Here is a 21962-nt window from a genome sequence, read left to right as displayed (position 1 = left end):
CTGGGGCGACCCACGCCCGGTCTGGCGATGGTGGACAGGCAAGTGCAAGTGCCAGTCCGCACCGCAGAAGGAGCCCTCCTCATGACAGACCGTCGCCAGTTCCTCGGCCTCGCCGCCGCAGGTGCCGCCGCCGTCCAACTCGGCGTACCGAACCTGGCGCAGGCCGCGGGTGCAAGCCGAACCGGAGATGCCCGCATCCGTCCGTACAAGATCAAGGTGCCGCAGACCGCGATCACCGATCTGCGGCGCCGGATCAAGAGCACCCGGTGGCCCGACCAGGAGACCGTCGCCGACCGCACGCAGGGCGCCCAGCTGGCCAAGATCAAGCCACTCGTCGAGTACTGGGGTTCGCACTACGACTGGCGCAAGGTCGAGGCGAAGCTCAACGCGCTGCCGCAGTTCATCACCTCGATCGACGGCCTGGACATCCAGTTCGCGCAGATCCGGTCCAAGCATGCCAATGCGTTGCCGATGCTGATGACGCACGGCTGGCCCGGCTCGATCATCGAGCTGCTGAAGATCATCGACCCGCTGACGAACCCGACCGCGCACGGCGGTAAGGCCGAGGACGCGTTCCACCTGGTGCTGCCGACCCTGCCCGGGTACGGGTTCTCCGGGAAGCCCACGAAGGTCGGCTGGAACCCGGGCCGGATGGCGGCGGCGTTCGACACGCTGATGAAACGGCTCGGCTATGCGGAATACGTTTCGCAGGGTGGCGACTGGGGCGCGATCATCTCCGAGGTCCTCGCGACGCAGGAGCCCAAGGGACTGCTCGGGATCCACATCAACATGCCCGGGACGGTGCCGGACGACGTACTGCGGCACCTGCGCAACTTCGACGCGGCCCCGGCGACGCTCTCGCCACGCGAGAAGGTCGCCTATGACCGGCTGCTGCACTTCTACCGCGACGGCTTCGGCTACGCCGCGATGATGAACCAGAGCCCGCAGACGATCGGGTACGCGCTGGCCGACTCACCGGTCGCGATGGCGGCGTACTACTACGACAAGATCGCCGAGTGGACCGACAGCGGCGGCGTCCCGGAGAAGGCTCTCACCTACGACGAGATCCTGGACGCGATCTCGCTCTACTGGCTGACCAACACCGGTACGTCGTCCTCGCGCTCGTACTGGGAAGGCGCACAAGCCGGCGGCGGCCCGTTCAACGCCGTACCGATCCCGCGGGTGCCGGTCGCCGTCACCGTCTTCCCCGCCGAGATCTACCGCGCGCCGCGCAGCTGGGGCGAGAAGACCTTCGGCAACCTCATCCACTGGAACGAGGTCGACCGCGGCGGCCACTTCGCCGCCTGGGAACAGCCCACACTCCTCGCCCAAGAGCTCCGCACAGCCTTCCGGCAGTTGCGGTAGTGCCAGCCGGTGGGCGTTGAGGTCGGGGCGGACCCGACGCCCACCGGCTGCTGGTCAGTGCTTCACCACCACTTGTCTTCGCGAGCCTCGGCGGAGCCGTTGGTGGTGTCGAGCGCGTCGAGGGCGGCAACGGCCGCCTCGTCGAGCTCGAAGTCGAAGACCGCGAAGTTCTGCACGATGCGCTCGCGGTGGGTCGACTTCGGAATCACCGACAGCCCCTTCTGGACGCCCCAGCGGATCAGGACCTGGGCCGGGGTGCGGCCGAGCTCCTCGGCGATCCGGCCGACGACCGGGTCGGTCAGGTGCTCACCGGTGCCGAGCGGGCTGTAGGCCTGGGTCACCAAGCCGACCTCGTTGCTCGCGTCGAGCAGGCCGCGACGGTAGGCGAACGGGCTGAAGTACACCTGGTTCACGGCAGCCGGGATCTGGCTCACCTTCGCCAGCTCGGCCAGCTCGGCGGCGCTGAAGTTCGAGACGCCGATGCCCTTCGACAGGCCCGCCGTACTGACCTTCTCCATCCCGGGCCACGCCCAGGTCGGCCCGCCCTGCGGCCAGTGGATCAGGTACAGGTCCAGGTAGTCGGTGCCGAGCCGCTCGAGGCTCTTCTCGGCCTCGACGAACGGGTCGTCCTTGGCCGGCAGGAACTTCGTCGTCAGGAAGATCTCCTCGCGCGGAATCCCGCTCTCCCGGATCGCCTTCCCGACACTCGCCTCGTTCCCGTACCCCTGCGCGGTGTCGATCAGCCGGTACCCGGCCTCGAGCGCCGCGGCGACCGCGCCCTCGGTCTGAGCGCCGTCCTCGACCTGCCACACACCCAGACCCACCGCGGGGATCTCAGTACCGTTCAAAAGCTTCAGCTGTGTACTCGGGTTCATGTTCACACCCTACGCAACCCGTCAGCGGGGCTCGATCTTCCAGATCTGGGGCTGGAGGTTGTTGCAGTTCCAGGTCTGCAGGTCGGCGCCCGCGGTGGTCGAGCCGCCGGCTACGTCGAGGCACAGACCGGAGTTCTGGCCGATCACCTGGTAGGCGTTGCGGCCGACGTTCACGAACTTCCAGCGCTGCCAGCCGCCGTCCTGACAGGCGAACTGCTGGATCTTCGCGCCGGGTTCGAACGAGTTCTTGGTGACCTCGACGCAGAGCTGACTGTTCTGGCCCTTCAGCCGGTAGTACCCGTTTCCCTCCGCGGTGAACTGGAAGTTCTGCGGGCCGAGACCGTTGCAGTACCACTGCTCGATCCGCCCGCCGTACTCGCGGGAATCGCCGGCGACATCCATACAGTGGCTGCTCTGCGCACTGATCAGCCGGTACGTCGTTCCTCCCGCCACCCCGGCGTCCGTACCGGTCCCGGTGGCGGAGCCGGTGGCGAAGGACGTCTGGCAGTCGCCGTTACTGAGGTCACTCGCGAGCTCCAGCACGCGGGTGCCGTCGGCGGATCCGACCAGCGGTGAGCTGTAGTTCGGGCAGTAGTGGTTGTACGGGTTCGGGACCTGCACCGGCGCCTCGAGCTCGTACCAGAACCCGTTCGAGCTCTCGGTGTTGGCGAAGATCGTCCGGCCGTTGTCCGCGGCAACCGAACCGTTGCTGTTGAGCAGCATCTGACCGATCAGCAGCAGCTTGCCGCCGACGACCGCGACCGTCGGCGCGTGCGCGAAGTACTTGCCGTCGACAGTCTGCGGCCTGGTACCGAGATCGCTCGGCGATCCCCAGTTCCAGCCGTCGCTCGACGTGCGCTTGTGGACCACGCAGTCGTACTGTCCGCCGAGTCCGCAGATCTCGTAAACCATGATGTAGAAGCTGGGGTTCAGCTGACGCACCACCGGCATGCCCGGGCGGTGACCGCCGGTCGTGCTCTGCACGGTCGGCCCGCGGTCGGTCCAGTTCACCCCGTCGCTGCTGCGGACCTCCATCAGTTTCTGACTGTGTACGCCGTCGGTCTCGTCGGCGTAGTGACAGACCAGCCGGCCGTCCGCCGCGACCGAGAACTCGGGCTCCCACAGACCCTTGTCGTTCGGCGCGGTCGCGCAGTTCGACAGGTAGCTCCAGGTCCGGCCGATGTCGTTGCTTCGCCAGATCCGGATCGCCATCGGGCGGTCGTTGGAACCGACCGACGCCGCCCACAACAAGGTCCCGGCCGGCATCGAACCGATCTGTCGCGGCAGCTCGAACAGGGTCGCGCAGCACAACCCCTGATTGTTGGCGGCCTCGGGATCGGCGACAGCGCCGACCTCCGCGAAGCTAGCGCCGCCGTTCGTGCTCTCGTGGATCACTCCGACGCCGTTCGCCGACCCACGGAACGAGACCACACTGGCGAGAATCCGGCCATTGGCCGAACCACTGTTCTGGAGACGAACGGCTCTCGGATAGAGACTCGCGCCAGCCGGCTGCAACAACGTGCCGGTCGCGGCCGGAGCCGCGGTCTGGGCGGAGGCGGAGACCTGGCCGGTCACCAGCAACAAGCCGGCGAGCAGCACCATCACGAAGCGTTTCATCGGGACCTCTTCCAATACGCCGGGGCGGAGACGCAGCGCGATCCAGAAACTGGTTACAACGATGTATTGGGCACTCTGTCACCGATCCGTCACGCACACAATCCTGACGACGGTCCGCAGACATGCTTAACTGCGTTAATTAACTGGCGCGACTCTCGGAGGTGCTGGATGGCTGGCCTGTCCCGGCGGGATCTACTCAGACGAACCGGCGGCCTGGCCGCCCTCGCGGCCCTGACCGCGGCCTGCGGCGGAAACACCGGCCGACCGTCGGGCGGCGGTGGCAGCGGCGGGTCGAAGGTCAACCTGGCGCAGTGGTACCACCAGTACGGCGAGAACGGTACGAAGGAGGCGGCGCTCAAGTACGCGAAGGCGTACACCGATGCGAACGTCGCCGTGGAATGGACCCCTGGTGACTACGCCAGCAAGCTCGCGTCCGGGCTGCTGTCGAGCAACGGGCCGGACATCTTCGAGAGCCAGCTGAACATCGGCATGGTGAAGAGCAACCAGGTGGTGGCCCTGGACGACATCCTCGGCGACGCCAAGGCCGACTTCAATCCGAACGACCTGCAGACCAACTCGGTCGACGGCAAGGTCTACGGGATCAAGATGATCGACGACCCGCAGGTCTTCTACTACCGCAAGAGCCTGTTCGACAAGGCCGGGATCAAGCCGCCGGAGACCGTCGACGACCTGATCGCGGCAGCGAAGGCGCTCACCACCGACACGGTGAAGGGCATCTTCGTCGGCAACGACGGCGGCATCATCATCGGCGGCCCGGCACTGTGGTCCTCCGGTGGCGCGTACCTGACCGCGGACAACAAGCCCGGGTTCACCGGCGACCGCGCAGCGCAGGCGTTCGCCAAGCTGCACGAGCTTTACGACAGCAAGTCCTTGCTGCTGGGTGCACCGGCAGATTGGGCCGACCCGAGCGCCTTCATCCAAGGCCTGACCGCGATTCAGTGGTGTGGCTTGTGGGCGATGCCGACGATCCAGAAGGCACTCGGCGACGATTTCGGCGTCTTCGCCTATCCGAAGCTCGACGCACAAGGCCGGCCCTCGTTGCCGTCAGGGGGCTGGACGCAGTTCGTGTCCGCGAAGAGCGCCAACGTCGAGGCCGCCAAGGCGTTCGTGAAGTGGCTGTGGGTCGACAACCTGGAGTTCCAGGAGGACTGGAACCTCAACTACGGCTTCCACATCCCGCCGCGCAAGTCGCTGGCCGCGAAGGCGACCAAGCTGCAGCAGGGCGCGGCCGCCGAGGTGGTCAAGCTCAACCAGGACCACGGCATCGTCGACCTGCCGGCCTGGACACCGAAGATGATCACCGCCTTCAACGACCTCACCACCAACGTGATCCGCAAGGGCGCGGATCCGGCGGCCGAGATCACCAAGGCCGAGAAGACGGTGACCACCGAGCTGTCGCGGCTGTTCGGCTAGGCCTTCACGGGGAACAGCACGCGCCACAACGGCAGGTAGGCGGGCCGGTCCGGCTGCCCGGTGAGGTAGCCGATGACGCCCGCCTGCTCGGCCGCGGTGATCTCAGCCGGGGTCTCGCCCTCGTAGAAGGAGCGGCAGGGCGCCGCGTTCTCCTTGCCGCGCTCGAACAGGGCCAGTGCGGGCTTGGACTCGGCCTTCGTGCGTGGGGTCAGGATGCGGTCGCCGAACAGGGCCCACGGAAACGGGTCCGCCTCGGCCCACTGGCCGTCGACATACGCCTTGGTCGCCACCGCACGTTCGGCGTCGGTGGCGCCCCACTCCGGCGGGACGTTCGTGATCAGCCCGATCGGTACGCCGATGCTCCGGAGCTGGCGCAGATGCCGCAGCGCGCCGGGCATCCAGGTCATCTTGCCGGCGACCGTGGTGTCGACCAGGGTGTTGCCGAGGTCGAACCAGACAACCGAGCACCGTACGGTGTGGTGCTGTTCTGGGGCGGGTGCCGCCGTTGCCGTGGTGGGCAGGGCGAACAGAAGACTGGTCGCGGCGGCTGCCACGACCAGTTTGGCGATGTCCTTCACTGGGCCTCCGAGCGCCCGTCCGCCCTCCTGGAATCCGTTGCAGGGGGCGGTGGCGCGGTCGATTCTCGGTGGATGAGCCGGTTGACTGTCCGGGTGGACGGCTCCGGGGCGGGTTTGCCGTGGATCTCGGCGAGCAGACGATGGATCGCATCGCGGCCCTGGGACTCGCGATCGACGGCCACCGTCGACAGCGACGGGGTCGCGAATCTGCCGTACTCGTCGTCGTCCCATCCGAACACACTAAGGTCGCGGGGCACGCTCCAGCCGCGCGCCCGCGCGCCGCGGATCACTCCGAGCGCGGCCAGATCACAGGCGGCGACCACTGCCGTGACGCCACAGTCGTCCGGGAGCGCGGCGATCGCGTCCACACCGGACTGGCCGGACCAGTCCCCGTCGTACACGCCGACCGACTCCAGGCCGAGCCGCTCGATGGTCTCCAGGTAGACGCGTTTACGGTTGCGTCCCGAGGCGAAGCTCTGGTCGCCCGCCACATGCAGGAACCGGCGATGGCCCAGTGAACTCAGGGACTCGATGATCTCCGCGATCTCGGCGGCGCCGGCCAGCCGGCCGAGCACGTGCAGTTTCTCGTCGTGGCTCTCGCTCTGGACGATCGGTATCCCGAGGGATTTCGTCCTGAGATCGATGGAAGACATGGCAAGAATTCCGTCCACCTGACCCGATCGGGCCAGATCTTCAATACGTGCCGCACGTGCTTTGGGGCCACCTTCGACGCTGACGATCTCCAGCTGATAACCGGCCTGATGGGCGGTCTCGGAAGCGGCGGTGAGTTGCCGGCCGGGGAAATGCGGACCGGTCGCCAGCACGATCGCGAGCCGGTTCGACCGGCGCGTCCGCATCGAACGCGCGACCAGGTTCGGGCGATAGTCGAGCGCCTTCACCGCATATTCGACCTTGATCCTGGTCTGCGGTTTCAGGCTGTTCTTGTCCTGCAGGTAGCGGGACACGGTCGTATGCGAGACGCCGGCCAGCCGGGCCACCTCGTGGATCGTCGACGGCCGCTTCTCCCCCGGTTCACTCACGGTCAGCAGGCTAGCCCATCCGGTGAACTCTTGACACCCTCTGCGGGCTGCGGTTAGCTACCGCATCAGGAAGTGGATCGATCACTTTTTAATGCCCCCCTGGTGAACTCCTCCCCTGTAAAGGAGGAAAGTGTCTCTCCTCACGCGATTACGCCGCGACTATCCGATCCTGCTGCTGGCGATTCCCGGCCTTCTGATCATCCTCGCCTTCCATTACTTCCCGCTCTGGGGCAATGTCATTGCCTTCCAGGATTACCAGCCCTATCTGGGCGTGGGAAAGAGTCTGTGGTCCTACCTGGACAATTTCCGCATCATCGTCGACGGCGATCCGCAGTTCCTGAACGCGGTCAAGAACACGCTCGTGCTGACCGCGATCCAGACCGTCATCGTGTTCCCGGCGCCGATCGTGGTGGCGCTGGTCCTGCACAGCCTGTTGTCGAACCGGATCCGCCAGTTCGTGCAGACCGTCATCTACCTGCCGCACTTCATGTCCTGGGTGATCGTGGTCGCGGTCTTCCAGCAGATGCTCGGCGGCACCGGGATGATCAACAACTGGCTGCGCTCGCACGGGTACGACCCGATCCACGTGATCGGGAACGCCGACGCGTTCCGGGGGCTGCTCACCTCGCAGGTGATGTGGAAGGACACCGGCTGGGCGACGATCCTGTTCCTGGCCGTGCTCTCGCAGATCGACCGCGCTCTCTACGAGGCGTCCGCCGTCGACGGCGCCGGGCGCTGGAAGCAGACCTGGCACGTCACGCTGCCCGGGCTGAAACCGATCATCATCCTGCTGCTGATCCTCAAGCTCGGCGACTCGCTGACGGTCGGCTTCGAGCAGATCATCCTGCAGCAGCCCGCGGTCGGAGCTGATGCGAGCGAAGTGCTCGACACCTACGTGTACAACAACGGCATCCTCGGCGGTGACTGGGGAACGTCGGCCGCGGTCGGTCTGGTGAAGAGCGTGGTCGCGCTGGTCCTGGTGCTCGGCGCCAACAAGCTGGCCCACCGTCTCGGCGAGGAAGGGGTGTACCGCGGATGAGCCGACACCAAGCCCTGGTCGGCGGGATGCCACCGCCGAGCCGGCTCGAGAGCATCGTCAAGGCGATCTTCCTGACCGCGATCTGCCTGGTGGTGGTCGTGCCGTTCATCGGGGTCGTCTCCACCAGCCTGGCCTCCCCTGAGCAGGTGATCAAAGCCGGCGGCTTCGTGCTGCTGCCGACCCACGGGATCGACTGGTCGGCGTACCGATCGATCCTGTCCGGCGGGACGGTGACGCAGGCCCTGCTGGTGAGCGGCTTCATCACTGCTGTCGGTACGGCGATCGCTCTGTTCCTGACCTGCACTCTCGGCTGGGCGCTGAGCCGCCGCGGCAGTGTCGGCAACAAGCCGCTGCTCCTGCTCATCCTGATCAGTCTGCTGTTCAACCCCGGACTGATCCCGAGCTACCTCGTGGTCCAGCAGTTCGGGTTGCTCGACAGCCTCTGGGCGGTGATCCTGCCGGTCTCGGTGAGCGCGTTCAACGTGATCGTCGTCCGCGCGTACTTCGTCGGCCTGCCGGCCGAGGTCCTCGACTCGGCCCGGATCGACGGTGCTTCGGAGTGGAAGCTCTTCTGGCACATCGGCCTGCCGCTGTCCAAGGCGGTCGTCGCGGTGGTCGGCCTCTTCTACGGCGTCGGCTACTGGAACAGCTTCTTCGGCGCGCTGCTCTATCTGAACGACAGCAGCAAATGGCCGCTGCAGCTGGTACTGCGAACCTACGTGGTCAACGGCGTCGAGATCGGTGCCCAGGACCTGGGCGCGGCCGGTGAGGCGCTGCCGCCGCAGACGTCCATCCAGATGGCGATCCTGATGATCTCGATCGTCCCGATCCTGTGTGTGTATCCGTTCATCCAGCGGCACTTCGCCAAGGGTGTGCTGACCGGAGCGGTGAAGGGCTGACGATGAGTCTTGACGATGCACGACTGACCCGCCGCACCCTGCTCGGTGGCGCCGCAGCACTCGGACTCGTCGCGTGCTCCAACGAGGGCCGCGGTGGACTGCCCGGCGGTGGCGGCAACGCGGCCGGTGTCCGGCCGGCGTACATGCGCTACACCGGAGTGAAGCCGGACCTGCCGGGCGCGGAGTACAAGATCCCGGATGCCTTCGTTCGCTACCCGGCCAACCCGGCGCAGGCGATCCGGAAGCCGCCGGGTGACGGCCAGCCGATCGACGTCCTCACCTATACGAACACGCCGATCCCGCCGAAGGTCGAGCAGAACAGCTTCTGGCAGGAGTTCAACAAGCGGGTCGGGTCGCCGGTCACGGTGAACCTGACACCGTCGGTGGACTACAACCAGAAGTTCGCCACTGTGGTGGCGGGCGACCGGCTGAGCGACATCTTCCTGGTCGGCGTCGTTCCCCAGGTGCCACAGTTGCTGGAGGCAAAGGCCGTCGACCTGACGCCGCATCTGTCCGGCGACAACGTGAAGAAGTACCCGTACCTGGCCAATCTGCCCGAGACCGCGTGGAACCCGTGCATCTTCGGCGGCCGGATCTTCGGCGTACCCATCCCGCGCGGCGCGATCAGCTCGCAGACCATGTACAGCCGGGCGGACATCCTCGAGAAACAAGGTGTCGACGGCAACGTCAAGAGCGTCGACGAGTTCGTCGAGCTGTGCAAGGCGGTCACCGACAAGCGGCAGAACCGGTTCGCACTGGCGGCAGCTCCCACCCAGTGGATCCGGAACATGTACGACGTACCGAACAACTGGAGCGAGAGCGGCAAGGCTCTGGTCAGCAACCTCGAGCACCCCGCGCAGGAGGAAGTCTTCGAGGTACTGCGGAAGTTGTGGAGCTCGGGGTACATCCATCCGGATGCGTTCTCGGGGCAGAACCAGGACATGAAGGTGCGGTTCGGCAACGGATCGAGTCCGCTGGTCCAGGACACCTACAGCGCCTGGCCGAGCTATCTGCAGACCGCGGTGGATCCGAACGCCCGGATCGCGATCATCCCGCCGCCGAAGCACGACGGCTCCGGGCCGGGCCGGCTCTGGCTGGGTGCGCCCGCGATCGGCTTCGCCGCGATCAGCAAGAAGGCGGCCGGCCGGGTCGAGACGATGCTTGCCTACCTCAACTTCCTCGCGGCGCCGTTCGGCACCCAGGAGTACCTGTTCCGCAAGTACGGACTGCCGGGGCTGCACCACAAGGTTGTCGACGGCAACCCGGTGCTCACCGAGAAGGGCTTCAGCGAGGTCCAGCTCGGGCTGATGTACACCGCGGACGGACCGTGGACGATCTTCCTGCCGGAGAAGGCGGGCAACGCCGAGGCCGAGTTCACCGCGATGAAGCAGACCTGCCCGCCGGCCTTCGCCGATCCGGTCGCGGGGATGTACTCCGAGACGAACGTCCGCAAGGGCCCCCAGCTGACCGCCGACATCACCCAGATCACCAACGACATCATCCAGGGCCGTAAGCCGGTCTCCGCCTGGGCCGGTGCGGTCAAGAAGTGGAAGAGCGGCGGCGGTGACAAGATCGCCGAAGAGTTCGCCCAAGCACTCGAGTCCTCACGCTGAAAGGAATCTCCTTGACTACCACCACCGTCAGGTTCGCGGCCGTCGGTCTTGATCACGCCCATATTCACGGTCAGATCGCCGGTCTGATCGCCGCCGGCGCCGAGTTCGTGGCGATGGCGACCGACGATCCCGCCGCCGCGATCGCCGTCCAGGTGCGGGAGCGGTATCCCGACGTACCGGTTGCCGACGACCCGGCCGAGCTGATCGAGCGGGACGGCATCGACCTGATCGTGACGGCCGCCGTACCGGACCGGCGGGGGCCAATCGCGGTCGCGGCGCTGCGAGCAGGCAAGGACGTGGTCACCGACAAGCCCGGCTGCGTCAGCTTCAGTCAGCTCGACGAGATCGAGAAGGCCGTCGCCGAGAGTGGGCGGTTCTGGTCGGTGACGTTCTCGGAACGGTTCGAGGTGCGCTCGGCGGTCAAGGCCGGCGAGCTGGTCCGCGCGGGCCTGATCGGGACGGTCGTACAGACGATCGGGCTCGGGCCGCACCGGATCGGCGACCGCGGTCACCTCGGTGGTGGCGCCGGGCGGCCGGACTGGTTCTACGACAAGAACCGGTACGGCGGCATCCTCGTCGACATCGCGTCGCACCAGATCGACCAGTTCCTCTACTACACGGGGTCCCGGACCGCGGAGGTCGTGGCCAGTTCGGTCGGCAACTTCGCCAACCCGGACAAGCCAGGCCTGCAGGACTTCGGCGATCTGCTGATCCGCAGTGACAACGCGCAGGGCTACATCCGGGTTGACTGGTACACACCGGACGGGCTTCCGACGTGGGGCGACGGGCGACTGATGATCCTCGGCACCGAGGGCTACATCGAGCTCCGCAAGTACGTCGACATCGCCGGGCGACCGGGCGGTGATCACGTCTTCCTGGTCAACCACGAGGGCATGCAGTACGTCGACTGCTCGGACGTGCAGCTGACGTACTACGCCGACCTGGTGAACGACGTACGGGATCGGACGACCACGGCGGCGCCACAGGAGCACACGTTCGAGACGATGCGGCTGGCGTTGACCGCACAGCAGCAGGCTGTCCTCCGTGGGGCCGCGCAGTGACGGTCCTCAAGGTCGCGATCGTTGGCTGCGGCAACATCAGTCGTCGTCATGCCGAGTCGTACGCCGCCGCACCCACGGAGCTCGTGGGTGTCGCGGACATCGTTCCTGACAAGGCGGTTGAGCTCGCCGACAAGTACGGCTCGACGCCGTACAACAGTGCCACCGAGTTGCTCGCGGCAACTTCGCCCGACCTCGTGTCGGTGACGACGCCACCGGGCAGCCATGCCGCGCTCGCCATCGAGATCCTTGCCGCCGGCAAGTCTGTGCTGCTCGAGAAGCCGCCGGTCCTGAGCCTGGCCGAGATGGACGCCGTGGCCGAGGCCGAGCGTGCGAGCGCCGGCTCCGTGTACGTCGTCTTCCAGCATCGGCACGGGTCGGGTGGCTTGCGGGCCGCGTCGCTCCTCGCCGACGGCGCTCTCGGCAAGCCACAGGTCGCCGTGTGCGAGACGCTGTGGTTCCGGCCGGTCAGCTACTTCGATCCGGAGTGGCGTGGGACGTGGGTCGGTGAAGGTGGCGGGCCGACGCTCGGGCATGGGATCCATCAGATCGATCTGCTCCTGCATCTGCTCGGACCGTGGCGGACGTTGCAGGCAACGGCTGTGCGGCTCGATCGGCCGGTCGAGTTCGAGGACGTGTCGATGGCCTCGGTGATCTTCGAGAGCGGCGCGGTGGCGACGGTGATCAACAGTCTGTTGTCGCCGCGGGAGTTGAGCCGGATCCGCATCGACACGACCGGCGGCTCGCTCGAGGTCAATCACCTCTACGGCTACTCGGACTCGGATTGGACGTTCACGCCGGCACCCGATGCGGCCCGGGCCGCGGCCAACGGCCTCGACCCCGGCGTCCGCCGTACTGGCTCGGAGGTTGTTGCCGAGGGCACCGACCCGTGGGCCGGGTCGGCGGGCGACGACGTACCGAGTAATCACGAGGCTCAGCTCGGGCGGCTCGTCGACGACCTGTTGGCCGGGCGTTCGCACGACACCACGTTGGCGAGCACACGACCGACGATGGAGTTCGTGACCGCGCTCTACGCCTCAGCCCTGACCGGTACGGCGGTTGACCGCGCCGCGCTGACACCCGGGCATCCGTTCTACCGGGCGCTGCACGGCGACGTACCGCAAGCAGTCATCGACCAAACTTTCACCCTGTGACCTAAGCCAACTGTTGATAGATCAGCTCAGCGACTCTGGCGGGTTGGCTCAGATAGGGCGAGTGACTGGTGGGCCAGGTTTCGACGGTGGTGCAGCGTGCGGCGAAGCGCTGGATCAGCTGGGCGGGCGTGGCCAGGTCTTCGCTGCCGACGACATAGGTCGTGGGAGTGGTGTGCCAGGTGACCCGGGTCGGGGTGGTCCCGAAGATCGATGGCGATTCGGGGCGCAGCAGGGCGATGGCCTCGGTGGCCTTGGCGTCGTCGACGTCGCCGTACAGGTTGCGGCGGGCGTCGGTCGGATCCAGGGCCAGGTAGCCATTGGCGTCAGGAGCCATCGCGAGGCCCGCGGGTGGAGTGCCGGTTTCCTCGGCGAGAGCCGCCAGCAGTTGAGCCGGTGTCTCGCCCACATCGAGCAACCAACCTGCGAGCAGAATCTGCCCGCGCGCACCCCGGACGGTGCCCGCGACTACCCCGCCGAACGAGTGACCGACAACCAACGGCGGCCGCGCCGAGGCGGTAATGATCTTCTCGACCAGTGCGGTGCTCTCGTCCAAAGTCTGCTCGTAGAGGTCTGGAACCTCCACGCTGAGCGCGCGTGAGCGCAGCAAACCCGCCAGTTGGTCGAAATGCGCAGGCTGGTGCCAGGAACCATGCAGAAGGATCACGTCAGTCATACGTTTGACGCTATCTACCTGTGAGCCCGGCTTCGAACCGATAACGGCTCACCGGTACGACGAGCCGCCGGGTACCCGCAGTCAGTACGTTGTGAGTCATGTCCCGCCCCGGTCAGCCCGAACGCTCTGCGACGTACGCAGAGGTTTTCGCGGTTGCCGAATTCCGGTGGTCGTGGGTCGCCCTGGTCGGCTCCGTGATCGGCGACCAACTCGCCCGGGTCGCGCTGTCCATCCTGGTGTTCGACCGCACCGGCTCAGCGGGCCTGTCCGCGTTGACCTATGCACTGACATTGTTGCCGGACGTCATCAGCGGGCCGCTCCTCGGCGGACTGGCCGACCGCCTCCCCCGCCGTCAGCTCATGGTCACCTGCGACGCCGCTCGCGCCGTGCTGGTCGCCTTGATGGCGATCCCGGGCATACCGTTGTGGATCCTGTGTGTCCTGCTCGTCGCCGTGCAGATGTTCGCCGGGCCCTTCCAGTCGGCGCGGTCCGCCTTCCTCGCAACAATGCTCACCGGCGACACCTACCGCGCCGCCGTCGGCCTCTCGTCAGTCACCGCTCAAGCCGCCCAGTTGGCGGGCTTCGTGCTCGGTGGCACCATCGTGGCGGTGCTCGGCCCGAGCCAGGCGCTGGCGCTCAACGCGCTGTCTTTTGCGGTCTCGGCCGTATTGCTGAGGCTCGGCCTGCGGGAGCGGCCGGTTTCCTTGGGCGACGACCCGGCTGCCCGGCCAAGCTGGTGGGGCTCACTGGTCGCAGGTGCACGCCTGGTCTGGCGTAACCGCAGACTGCGCTACCTGCTGGCCCTGTGCTGCGTGCCGGGTTTCTACATCACCGTGGAAGGGCTCGCCACGCCGTACGCCGGTTCCATCGGTGGCGGCGCGATCGCCGCCGGAATCCTGTTCGCGGCCAACCCCGCCGGCCAGGTCGTCGGCATCTTGCTGACATCACGAATCGCCCCGGCCAGACGCATGTCCATGATGGGACCACTGGCGATCGGGACCTGCGCCGTCCTGATCGGTTGTGTGTTCCAGCCGGGGTTGGTGGTGACCGTGATGCTGTGGTGTTTGTCGGGGATGTGCGCGTCGTTCATGCCGCTGGCGCAGGCGACGTTCGTACAAGAGATTCCTGATGCGCAGCGCGGTCAGGTGATCGGCCTGGCCCGCACTGCGCTGGTAGTCGCTCAGGGGATGGGGATCCTGGTCGCCGGGGCGGCGGCGGATCATTGGAAACCGGCTTTGGTCGTAACCGGTGCAGGCGTACTAGGCGTCGTCTACGCAGCCGGTGCCGCCCGGGGGTACCGGCGTGCCGTCAGGGCCGACGCATGAAAGCGACGCTGAAGCAGATTACTGCCAGTCGTTGGTCCGCATCGCGACGCACCTCCTCCCGGAACCGGAGCGCCATCACTACCTGACAACGCAGTGACTTTCGGTGATACCGCGTTTACTCTGACAATGAGGACGAGTGGGGCTGGGGGAAACGTTAATGCTGAGTATCCGCCATTGGAGGCTGACGCGCAGGCACCGTCGTGACACTGACGTGCCCGTGTCCAAGTGGTTACCTCGCCATTGGGCGCTGTGGTCCGCGCCATCGGTCGTGCTGACCTACGTGCTGATCGTCGACGCCTTGGCGCTCGCGGTGATCGGCGCCTCGTTCATCGGGCTCGACGTCGGTTCCGACGACTGGATCCGGTTCGGCGCGCTGGTGATCGGTTCGGCGCTGCACGTCGAGGCCGGCCGGGAGATCGAGCGGCTGCGTGCGGTCGTCTCCGAGGGCACGACCTACGTGAACCTGAAGTCGATGTGGATCTTCGCGGCGGTCCTGCTCCTTCCGTTGCCGCTGGCCATCGCCGTGATCGCCATCAGCTACGTGCACTCCTGGGCCCGGATGCGGCGCAACCCGCCGTACCGCGGCTTCTTCTCCGCCTCCACCGTCATTCTTGGGTCGGCGCTCGCCGTGACGTGCCTGCGGACGATCAATCCCGATCATCAACCCGGCTTCACCGGCGGTCTCATCGGCCTGGTGGCCGTGACCGCCGCGGCACTGGCCTATTGGCTGATCAACTTCGCCCTCGTCGTCGGCGCGGTCCTGCTGTCCAATCCGGAGGCCAACGCACGCAAGGCGCTGGGGCAACTGTCGGATCAGCTCATCGTCGCCGGTGCTCAGGGCCTCGGTGTCAGCACCGCGGCTCTGCTCATCTACCAACCCTGGCTGAGTGTCGCGTTGCTGATCACGGTGCTCGGACTGCATCGGGCACTCCTCGTCGGGCAGTTCCAGTTCGCAGCGCGGACGGACTCCAACACTGGCCTGGCGAACACCATGTTCTGGCACGAGCTGGCCGCCAAGGAGCTCGAGCGTGCGCAGAACAACAAGACCCCACTCGGCGTGCTCTATCTGGACCTCGACCATTTCAAGTCCGTCAACGACACCTACGGGCATCTGGCCGGAGACCAGGTACTGAAGGCGATCGCCGCCGAGCTGCAGCGCGAGATCCGCGCCGAGGACCTGGTCGGGCGGCTCGGCGGCGAGGAGTTCGCCATCTTGCTGCCGATGACCAACGCCGACGACACCCTGCACACCGCAGAGCGCATCCGACACCGGATCTCCGGACTCGTCATCACGGTGACGACCCCGGTCGGGGACGCGATCGTGGAGGGGATCACGTGCTCGATCGGCGCGGCGACGTACCCGGCTTCCGGTCAGAGTCTCGACATCCTGTTGATGGCCGCTGACACCGCCACCTATGCGGCCAAGGAGTCCGGTCGCAACCGCGTTGTCACGGCGCCCAGCCGGACGCCAGGTCAACTGAACTGAGGTAGACCGCGCTCTCGTCCGGGTGGGGTGGGTCGAAGTCGGCGAGGTGCTGGGCGAGGACCTCGTCGCTCACGTCCTGGCGCTGACGCGTTGCGTGGTTGGCCTTTCGGCGTTCGTGGATCACTGCGTGGTCGATGTCCACGTACAGCAGGGTGAACTCGGCCTCGACCTCGGTCGCCAGCGAGCGCCAGGCATCGCGGAGGAATCGCGGCGAACTCGTGTCGTCGACGATGACCGACGTACCGGTACTCAACAGCTCGCGCGTCTCCGCGGTGGCTTCGCCATGAGTGCGAATCCATTCCTCGACCGGAATGCCGTCACCACCCCAAAGACCGCGCCGCGCGTTGATCTCGTCCAGGCTGACGACGGTTGCCCCGAGACGCGGAGCGAGGGTCCGGGCGACCGTGCTCTTGCCGGAGAACGACGTACCGCAGAGAAGAACGAGTTTGGGCACCGGTCACCGTTTCAGGAGGGAGGTGGCGATCATTGCTACGACTCGGTCGGGGTCGTTGGCCAGTTGGCGGAGGGGCGGTTCGGCGAGGGGTGGTGGGAGTTCGGCGAGGGCTTGGGTCAGGCGGATGCGGGCGGGCGAGTCGGTGGTCGCCAGGGCGGCGGTCAGGGTGTTGATGACGGCCGGGTCGGCGGCGAGGGTGCCGAGGATTTCGGCGGCTTCGACGTCGTTCACGCCTTCTACGATCAGGCGTACCAACGCGGGGATGGCGGCCGTCACGCCTCGGTTGCCTAGGGCAAGGGCTACGTGCTTGCGGACGGTCGGGTCCTCGTCGGTGAGGGCGGTCTCGAGGACGGCGGTCGCGTCGGGAAGTTCGGCGAGGGCCTGGACGGCGCGGCGGCGTACGGCGACGTCGTCGGACTGCAGGCCGGGGGCGATACCGGCGACGGCGTTGTCGGCTCGGGCGAGGGCCCAGCGGAGGGCCCCGGCGACGTTCGGGTCGGACTCGGTCAGGATCGCCTTGGCGAGGAGGTCGGTCGGGACGGAGTCGGGGGTGAGGGCGGCTTGCTGGCGGCGGGCCGCGTTGGGCGAGTCAAGGCTGTGCAAGAGTTCGATGATGCGCAGGACGTCCTCCCATCCGGACGGCGCCGAGGCGTCGACGGTGCGGAGGCGATCGAGCAGTTCCTGCTCACGGTGCAGCCGCTCCTCGGTTCGTTCGATCAGGTCGCTGACCAACGCAGCCGGTGCGAAGGCCGGGTCTTCCAGGGCGCGGCCGATGTCGCGCAGCGACAGACCGAGGGAGCGCAGGCTCTCGACGTGGAAGATCCGGCGGATGTCGTCGGCGGAGTACTCGCGATAGTTGCCGACGGTACGGCCGGTGGGGCGCACCAGCCCGAGGGAGTCGTAATGCCGGAGCATCCGGCTACTCACCCCCGAGCGCCGCGCCACCTCACCGATCAGCATCGTCAGGCACCGAGCTCAGCGACGCGTTGCGGCCCCAGCGAGTCGACGCGCTTTGCGCGCTCCACGTCGAGAGCGAAGGCGGCGTCCGGGTCCCGCAGCAGCAACTCGGTGGCTCGGGCGTGAGCACGGGCCGCAGGGTCAGGGCTGGTCAGCGGCAGTAGCGGCTCGATGAGGTCGCCGAGACCAACGAGCGCCCGGCTGAGGCTCAGCTGCACCATCCGGTCCCCCCGCCCGAGCTGAGTCACCAGTACGGCGGCCAACCCGGCCCGCTCCCCCTCGGGAGCCAGTACGACGGCCGCCCGCCACGCCGTACGGGCGATCTCGTCGTCCGGGTCACGCAGCAGCTCCGGTGTGATCGCCGACCACGTGTCCGGCACACCGAGCTTCGACAGCGTGTGCAGCGCCTGACTCCGCGCCTGCGGAACGTCGGACCGCACCTCAGCCAATACCTTCGACACCGTCAACTCGACCGGCTGCCGCGTCAGCGCCCACGTGAGCATGTCGCGCACGAAGAAGTCCGGCTCCACCGCGCACCGCTCCAGCAGGGCCTCGACCATCCCAGGCTCCGACCCCACTGTCATCGCCGCCCGCAACCGCGCCGACGCGTTCCCTGCAGCCAGTCTCTCCACCGCACTCACGGTGATCACCTCCTGCACCCAGGATTGACCTTGTCACAGTGTCAAGGTCAACCCCGGGATCAGCAGGTCAGGGGTAGTTGACCCACTGGGCCTTGTTGTTGGAGGAGTTGGAGGGACCGCCGCTGTTGTTGATGACGTGGGCGATGGTGCCCTTGCCTCCTAGGGAGATCGTTACCATGTTGTGGAACTTCACGCCGGCCTTGTTCGGAACTTCGAAGGCGCGGTCGGCCACGATCGACGGGTCCGAGTTGAAGACGCAGTAGCTGCCTAGGCCCCAGGCTTCGTGGGTGTTGACCGAATCGGCCACCTTGTAGGCGGCGTAGCCGCGGGTGGAGCCGTTCATCCAGGCGGATTGGTTCGGCGGGTCGTACGGCATCTCGTTCTGGTAGAAGTACGTTCGCCCACCGTTGCCGTTCCAGATGGTCTGGTACTTCTGGTAGTGCTCGACGAACAGCCCGTACGCCGTGACGTCGTCACCGTTCACGACGAGACCCGTGTCGGCCGTGTTGGTGCCCCAGCCGACGCCGATCGAGTGGTCGCCGCGCCACAGCCAGGTGTGGTCGAGGATGACGTCGTCGCTGTTGACCCGCAGGGTCTCGGTCGCCTTGCCGACCGCGGCGCCACCGATGCGGAAGTAGACGTCGTGGATGGACGTCGGGTTGGCGCTGTGATCGGCCGACGAGTTCGTCGGGCCGAGCTCCATCAGCAGCGGTGAGTTGGTCGGGGCCGCGTCGATCAGGAGGCCGGCGATCTTGACGCCGTCCACATCGGCGACCGACAGCGCCGTCGTACCGTTGGTCGGCATGATCGTCGCCAGGCCGAGCCCGAGGACGACGGTGTTCGCGCGGGTGACGCGGATCGAGTCGCTCAGCTTGTAGACACCCGGCGTGAACAACAGGTCTTTACCGGCCGCCAGTTCGGAGTTGATCGTCGCCGCGGAGACCCCGGGCTTGGCGATGTAGAACTGCTCGATCGGCAGCGACGTACCGGCCGGGTTGCCGTTGGTCCAGCCGGGGCCACTTGAGTTGGTCTTCAGCGCCGGGACGAACACCTTGTAGGCACCGGCCGCGTCGATGTAGAGGTACGGCTTCTCACGCACGACCGGGGTCTGCGCGACCTTCGTGTACGGCGGGTCCGGGAAGCTGCCGGCCGGAGCGTTCTCGGCACCGACGAAGACCATGTTCCAGTTCTGCCCGGTCCAGCTGCTCCAGCGTGTGTTGCGTGAGAGCCACTGCTGCTGGCTGCCTGATCGCACCTGGCCGTCGACGACCGTGTCGGCCATGAACCCGCCGCTCGACCAGCCGCCGTCGTCCAGCGCCAGGTTGCCCTTCAGGTGCATCCGCCGGTACGCCGACGCCTGGCTGACGGCCCAGCGATCGAGTCCACCCGGCGGGGTCACGGTCAGACCCTCGGCACCACGCCAGAAGTTCTGGGTCGCGTTCTGCGGCGGGAACCAGTCGGCCTCGACATGCACCGCACCGTTGATGTTCACGCTGTCGGGCGTCAGGCCGAGGCCGGCGACCTGGGTGAAGAAGCCGACGTTCGCGCTGACGTTGTAGGTACCCGGCTTGAACAGCAGCGCGTACCGCTGTTCGCCGTACTGGTTCTGTTCCTGCTGCTGAAAGACCTGGTCGAGCCTGGACTGGATCTGGCTGGCCGGCGTCGACGGGTCGAAGACGGAGACGTTCGGGCCGAGGTCCGGCGTACCGGGCGGGTTCGGCGGAGCATCCACAGACGTGATCCTGAACGATTGGGCGGCGCTCCCGTTGCAGGTGAACTGCACCAGCTGGACGCTGTCCGCGGTGGAGGCAGAGGGTACGTCGAGGCACTTGCCGCTGTTCCGGTTCACCAGGTGGTAGGCGCCATCCGCCTCCTCGACCGGAAGCCACTGCTGGTTGTTGCCGCCGCCGTACGCCCACAGGTGGACCAGGGCGTTGTCAGCGGTCGAGACGTTGGAGACGTCGACCACCTGCGCGGGGTTGGTGCGCACGTTCACCCGCACGTACCCGCCGCTGGTCGGCTGGAACTGCCACTGCTGGGCGTTGCTGCTGTTGCACGTGTACTGCTGGACCACGGTGCCGTTCGCCGTACCAGCGGCGCGCGTATCGAGGCACTTGCCGCTGTGCTTGGCAGCCACGGTGTTCCAGCCGGTCGGCGAGATCGCGGCGGTCGCCGACGGTGGGTCGACGACCGTCAGACCGGCGGCGACAACACCGGTCAGCACTGTAACGGTCAGGACGGCACGCCGGACACGCGGCGGCGGTCGGAGCGGGGCGACTCCGGACATAGGGCACTCCTCAGTTCTGGGGCAGCAGAGGTGCGCTCAGGAAAGCGGATTCCCGCACTTAATTCAAGACCTGACCGAAGTTCCGCAACTTCTCTGACTAGTGCGCCGGGCCCTCCCGGAGCCGCCGATCCGGCCAACCAAATCCGCGGAGGCCACGTCTCAAGGGTTACCAACGGGGTGACGTGAAATTCTGGGGGAATTTCGATGAGCGCGGTACTGACGCATGTCCAATTACCGGCCGAGCTGCCGGCCGCACGGCGGATACTCAAGCATCCACGGGCGATGCAGAGCCATCGGCTGACGCTGCTCGTCCTGCTGACCAACGTCGCGATCTTCGGGATCGGGCTGGCGAACGGCTGGTGGAGTTCAGTTGTTCACGTGGCCCTGATCGCGCAGGTCAATTTCGCACTCGGAATTCTGGTGCGGCAGCAGTTCTTCGTGAATGCGCTCTGCAAGCTGGTCATGCGGGTACCGAAGTCGTGGCCGCTCAAGCTGCGCTGGGCAGTTGCCAAGGGCTACCACCTGGGCGGACTCCACGTCGGCGGCGCGATCAGCGGGACGTTGTGGTTCTGGGCGTTGACGGTGGTCGCGATCGGCCAGGCCGGTGCCGGGCTGCAGCTGACGTACTGCCTGCAGTCGCTGCTCCTGTTCGGGATCGTGATGACGTCGCGGCCGAAGTTCCGCGCCGCCCACCATGACCTGTTCGAGCGCATGCACCGGTTCGGGGGCTGGACGCTGTCCCTGCTGTTCTGGATCAGCGCGATCCAGCTCGGCAGCCCGTCGACCATCATTGTGCTGACCATCACCACCATCAGCTCGCTGTCGCCCTGGCTGCTCCTGCGGCGCATCCCGATCGACGTCATCCGGCCGTCGTCCCATGTCGCGCTGGTGAGCAGCAACCGCTACCACCCGATGGCCGGTTCGACGCGCTCGATCGCCCGGCACCCACTGAAGCAGTGGCACAGCTTCGCGGTGATCCCGACGCCCGGCGCGCCGGGCTTCCGGATGGCGATCTCGCGCGCCGGCGACTGGACGAGTGACTTCATCGACAACCCGCCGTCGCACATCTGGGTCCGCGGCATCGCGACCGCCGGGATGGCGAACTACGGCAGCGTCTTCAACCGGGTCGTGTACGTCGTCACCGGGAGCGGGATCGGTCCGGTCCTGGCGCACATCCTGGCCAACCGGGTGCCGATGCAGCTCGTGTGGGTGACGCGCAACCCGGTGAAGACGTACGGCCAGGCGCTCGTCGACGAGATCCTCAGGGCCCAGCCGGACGCGATCATCTGGGACACGGACGCCAACGGGAAACCGGACATGGTGAAGCTGGCCTACTCGGCGTACGAGTCGACCGACGCCGAGGCCGTGATCTGCGTGTCGAACGGGAAGCTCACCTGGTCGGTGGTGCACGGAATGGAACGGCTCGGAATCCCGGCCCTCGGCCCGATCTGGGACTCCTAGTCTCGG

19 protein-coding genes are annotated in these 21962 nt (G+C 66.9%); 10 read left to right on the top strand and 9 right to left on the bottom strand.

Going from position 1 to position 21962, the window contains the following annotated elements:
• The first annotated feature begins 81 nt into the window (after window positions 1-81).
• Complete coding sequence (locus ACIA49_RS26330) at window positions 82-1365, top strand: epoxide hydrolase family protein (protein WP_396379992.1); 1284 nt, start codon at window positions 82-84, stop codon at window positions 1363-1365.
• A 62-nt stretch (window positions 1366-1427) separates the two neighbouring features.
• Here ACIA49_RS26330 and ACIA49_RS26325 read toward each other — a convergent pair whose 3' ends face one another.
• Window positions 1428-2240: an aldo/keto reductase gene (locus ACIA49_RS26325; RefSeq protein ID WP_396379991.1), complete on the bottom strand. Its 813-nt coding sequence runs from the start codon at window positions 2238-2240 to the stop codon at window positions 1428-1430.
• Between the two features lie 21 nt (window positions 2241-2261).
• On the bottom strand, window positions 2262-3857 hold the full coding sequence (locus ACIA49_RS26320; protein ID WP_396379990.1) for an RICIN domain-containing protein: 1596 nt from the start codon (window positions 3855-3857) through the stop codon (window positions 2262-2264).
• Between the two features lie 168 nt (window positions 3858-4025).
• Between ACIA49_RS26320 and ACIA49_RS26315 the strand changes: the two genes are divergently transcribed.
• Window positions 4026-5291 carry an ABC transporter substrate-binding protein gene (locus tag ACIA49_RS26315; RefSeq protein WP_396379989.1) on the top strand — a complete coding sequence of 422 codons (1266 nt, stop codon included), beginning with the start codon at window positions 4026-4028 and terminating at the stop codon, window positions 5289-5291.
• Here the strand turns inward: ACIA49_RS26315 and ACIA49_RS26310 are convergent.
• Both ACIA49_RS26310 and ACIA49_RS26305 read right to left on the bottom strand, forming a co-directional pair.
• Window positions 5288-5869, bottom strand: a complete 582-nt coding sequence (locus ACIA49_RS26310; RefSeq protein WP_396379988.1) for an HAD family hydrolase — start codon at window positions 5867-5869, stop codon at window positions 5288-5290. The two genes, ACIA49_RS26315 and ACIA49_RS26310, sit on opposite strands and share 4 nt — an antisense overlap.
• The gene (locus tag ACIA49_RS26305; protein ID WP_396379987.1) at window positions 5866-6909 is read right to left on the bottom strand and encodes a LacI family DNA-binding transcriptional regulator; all 1044 of its coding nucleotides are present in this window, start codon (window positions 6907-6909) and stop codon (window positions 5866-5868) included. The genes ACIA49_RS26310 and ACIA49_RS26305 overlap by 4 nt, the downstream gene beginning before the upstream one ends.
• A gap of 130 nt (window positions 6910-7039) precedes the next feature.
• Here ACIA49_RS26305 and ACIA49_RS26300 point away from each other — a divergent pair, with 130 nt between their 5' ends.
• From ACIA49_RS26300 to ACIA49_RS26280, 5 genes are read left to right on the top strand one after another with little or no spacing between them, the layout of a single operon-like run.
• Window positions 7040-7948, top strand: a complete 909-nt coding sequence (locus ACIA49_RS26300) for an ABC transporter permease (RefSeq protein ID WP_396379986.1) — start codon at window positions 7040-7042, stop codon at window positions 7946-7948.
• Window positions 7945-8847, top strand: coding sequence for a carbohydrate ABC transporter permease (locus ACIA49_RS26295; RefSeq protein WP_396379985.1), 903 nt, complete (start codon window positions 7945-7947; stop codon window positions 8845-8847). The genes ACIA49_RS26300 and ACIA49_RS26295 overlap by 4 nt, the downstream gene beginning before the upstream one ends.
• Window positions 8848-8849: 2 nt before the next feature.
• Entirely contained in the window at window positions 8850-10460 is a 1611-nt protein-coding gene (locus ACIA49_RS26290) for an extracellular solute-binding protein (RefSeq protein WP_396379984.1), read from the top strand.
• A gap of 11 nt (window positions 10461-10471) precedes the next feature.
• Window positions 10472-11521 (top strand): Gfo/Idh/MocA family protein, encoded by a 1050-nt coding sequence (locus ACIA49_RS26285; protein WP_396379983.1) that lies wholly within the window; start codon window positions 10472-10474, stop codon window positions 11519-11521.
• Complete coding sequence (locus ACIA49_RS26280) at window positions 11518-12672, top strand: Gfo/Idh/MocA family protein (protein ID WP_396379982.1); 1155 nt, start codon at window positions 11518-11520, stop codon at window positions 12670-12672. The genes ACIA49_RS26285 and ACIA49_RS26280 overlap by 4 nt, the downstream gene beginning before the upstream one ends.
• 1 nt (window position 12673) lies before the next feature.
• Here the strand turns inward: ACIA49_RS26280 and ACIA49_RS26275 are convergent, their stop codons facing one another.
• Window positions 12674-13345, bottom strand: coding sequence for an alpha/beta fold hydrolase (locus ACIA49_RS26275; protein WP_396379981.1), 672 nt, complete (start codon window positions 13343-13345; stop codon window positions 12674-12676).
• A 98-nt stretch (window positions 13346-13443) separates the two neighbouring features.
• Between ACIA49_RS26275 and ACIA49_RS26270 the strand changes: the two genes are divergently transcribed.
• On the top strand, window positions 13444-14670 hold the full coding sequence (locus tag ACIA49_RS26270; protein WP_396379980.1) for an MFS transporter: 1227 nt from the start codon (window positions 13444-13446) through the stop codon (window positions 14668-14670).
• Window positions 14671-14887: 217 nt separating this feature from the next.
• Window positions 14888-16156, top strand: coding sequence for a diguanylate cyclase (locus tag ACIA49_RS26265; protein WP_396379979.1), 1269 nt, complete (start codon window positions 14888-14890; stop codon window positions 16154-16156).
• Here the strand turns inward: ACIA49_RS26265 and ACIA49_RS26260 are convergent.
• The 4 genes from ACIA49_RS26260 to ACIA49_RS26245 form a co-directional block, all read right to left on the bottom strand.
• Window positions 16119-16610 (bottom strand): AAA family ATPase, encoded by a 492-nt coding sequence (locus tag ACIA49_RS26260; RefSeq protein ID WP_396379978.1) that lies wholly within the window; start codon window positions 16608-16610, stop codon window positions 16119-16121. The genes ACIA49_RS26265 and ACIA49_RS26260 overlap by 38 nt on opposite strands.
• A gap of 3 nt (window positions 16611-16613) precedes the next feature.
• Window positions 16614-17570, bottom strand: coding sequence for a HEAT repeat domain-containing protein (locus ACIA49_RS26255; RefSeq protein WP_396379977.1), 957 nt, complete (start codon window positions 17568-17570; stop codon window positions 16614-16616).
• A gap of 2 nt (window positions 17571-17572) precedes the next feature.
• Window positions 17573-18208: a HEAT repeat domain-containing protein gene (locus ACIA49_RS26250; protein ID WP_396379976.1), complete on the bottom strand. Its 636-nt coding sequence runs from the start codon at window positions 18206-18208 to the stop codon at window positions 17573-17575.
• 67 nt (window positions 18209-18275) lie between these two features.
• A complete protein-coding gene (locus tag ACIA49_RS26245) occupies window positions 18276-20495 on the bottom strand; it encodes an RICIN domain-containing protein (protein WP_396379975.1) in 2220 nt (739 codons plus the stop codon).
• Between the two features lie 204 nt (window positions 20496-20699).
• Between ACIA49_RS26245 and ACIA49_RS26240 the strand changes: the two genes are divergently transcribed.
• Entirely contained in the window at window positions 20700-21956 is a 1257-nt protein-coding gene (locus ACIA49_RS26240; protein WP_396379974.1) for a hypothetical protein, read from the top strand.
• The last annotated feature ends 6 nt before the right edge of the window (window positions 21957-21962 follow it).

The organism is Kribbella sp. NPDC051587 (assembly GCF_044453945.1).
In the GTDB taxonomy this organism is placed as follows: domain Bacteria; phylum Actinomycetota; class Actinomycetes; order Propionibacteriales; family Kribbellaceae; genus Kribbella.
The sequence above is the reverse complement of the archived record's forward strand: the minus strand, read 5'-3'. Positions and strand labels throughout refer to the sequence as shown.

Excerpts from the sequence above, each read along its gene's own strand:
- ACIA49_RS26315 (WP_396379989.1), top strand. The coding sequence starts at position 4,026 with ATGGCTGGCCTGTCCCGGCGGGATCTACTCAGACGAACCGGCGGCCTG.
- ACIA49_RS26330 (WP_396379992.1), top strand. The coding sequence starts at position 82 with ATGACAGACCGTCGCCAGTTCCTCGGCCTCGCCGCCGCAGGTGCCGCC.
- ACIA49_RS26295 (WP_396379985.1), top strand. The coding sequence starts at position 7,945 with ATGAGCCGACACCAAGCCCTGGTCGGCGGGATGCCACCGCCGAGCCGG.
- ACIA49_RS26255 (WP_396379977.1), bottom strand. The coding sequence starts at position 17,570 with ATGCTGATCGGTGAGGTGGCGCGGCGCTCGGGGGTGAGTAGCCGGATG.
- ACIA49_RS26240 (WP_396379974.1), top strand. The coding sequence starts at position 20,700 with ATGAGCGCGGTACTGACGCATGTCCAATTACCGGCCGAGCTGCCGGCC.
- ACIA49_RS26325 (WP_396379991.1), bottom strand. The coding sequence starts at position 2,240 with ATGAACCCGAGTACACAGCTGAAGCTTTTGAACGGTACTGAGATCCCC.
- ACIA49_RS26270 (WP_396379980.1), top strand. The coding sequence starts at position 13,444 with ATGTCCCGCCCCGGTCAGCCCGAACGCTCTGCGACGTACGCAGAGGTT.
- ACIA49_RS26290 (WP_396379984.1), top strand. The coding sequence starts at position 8,850 with ATGAGTCTTGACGATGCACGACTGACCCGCCGCACCCTGCTCGGTGGC.
- ACIA49_RS26245 (WP_396379975.1), bottom strand. The coding sequence starts at position 20,495 with ATGTCCGGAGTCGCCCCGCTCCGACCGCCGCCGCGTGTCCGGCGTGCC.
- ACIA49_RS26320 (WP_396379990.1), bottom strand. The coding sequence starts at position 3,857 with ATGAAACGCTTCGTGATGGTGCTGCTCGCCGGCTTGTTGCTGGTGACC.
- ACIA49_RS26275 (WP_396379981.1), bottom strand. The coding sequence starts at position 13,345 with ATGACTGACGTGATCCTTCTGCATGGTTCCTGGCACCAGCCTGCGCAT.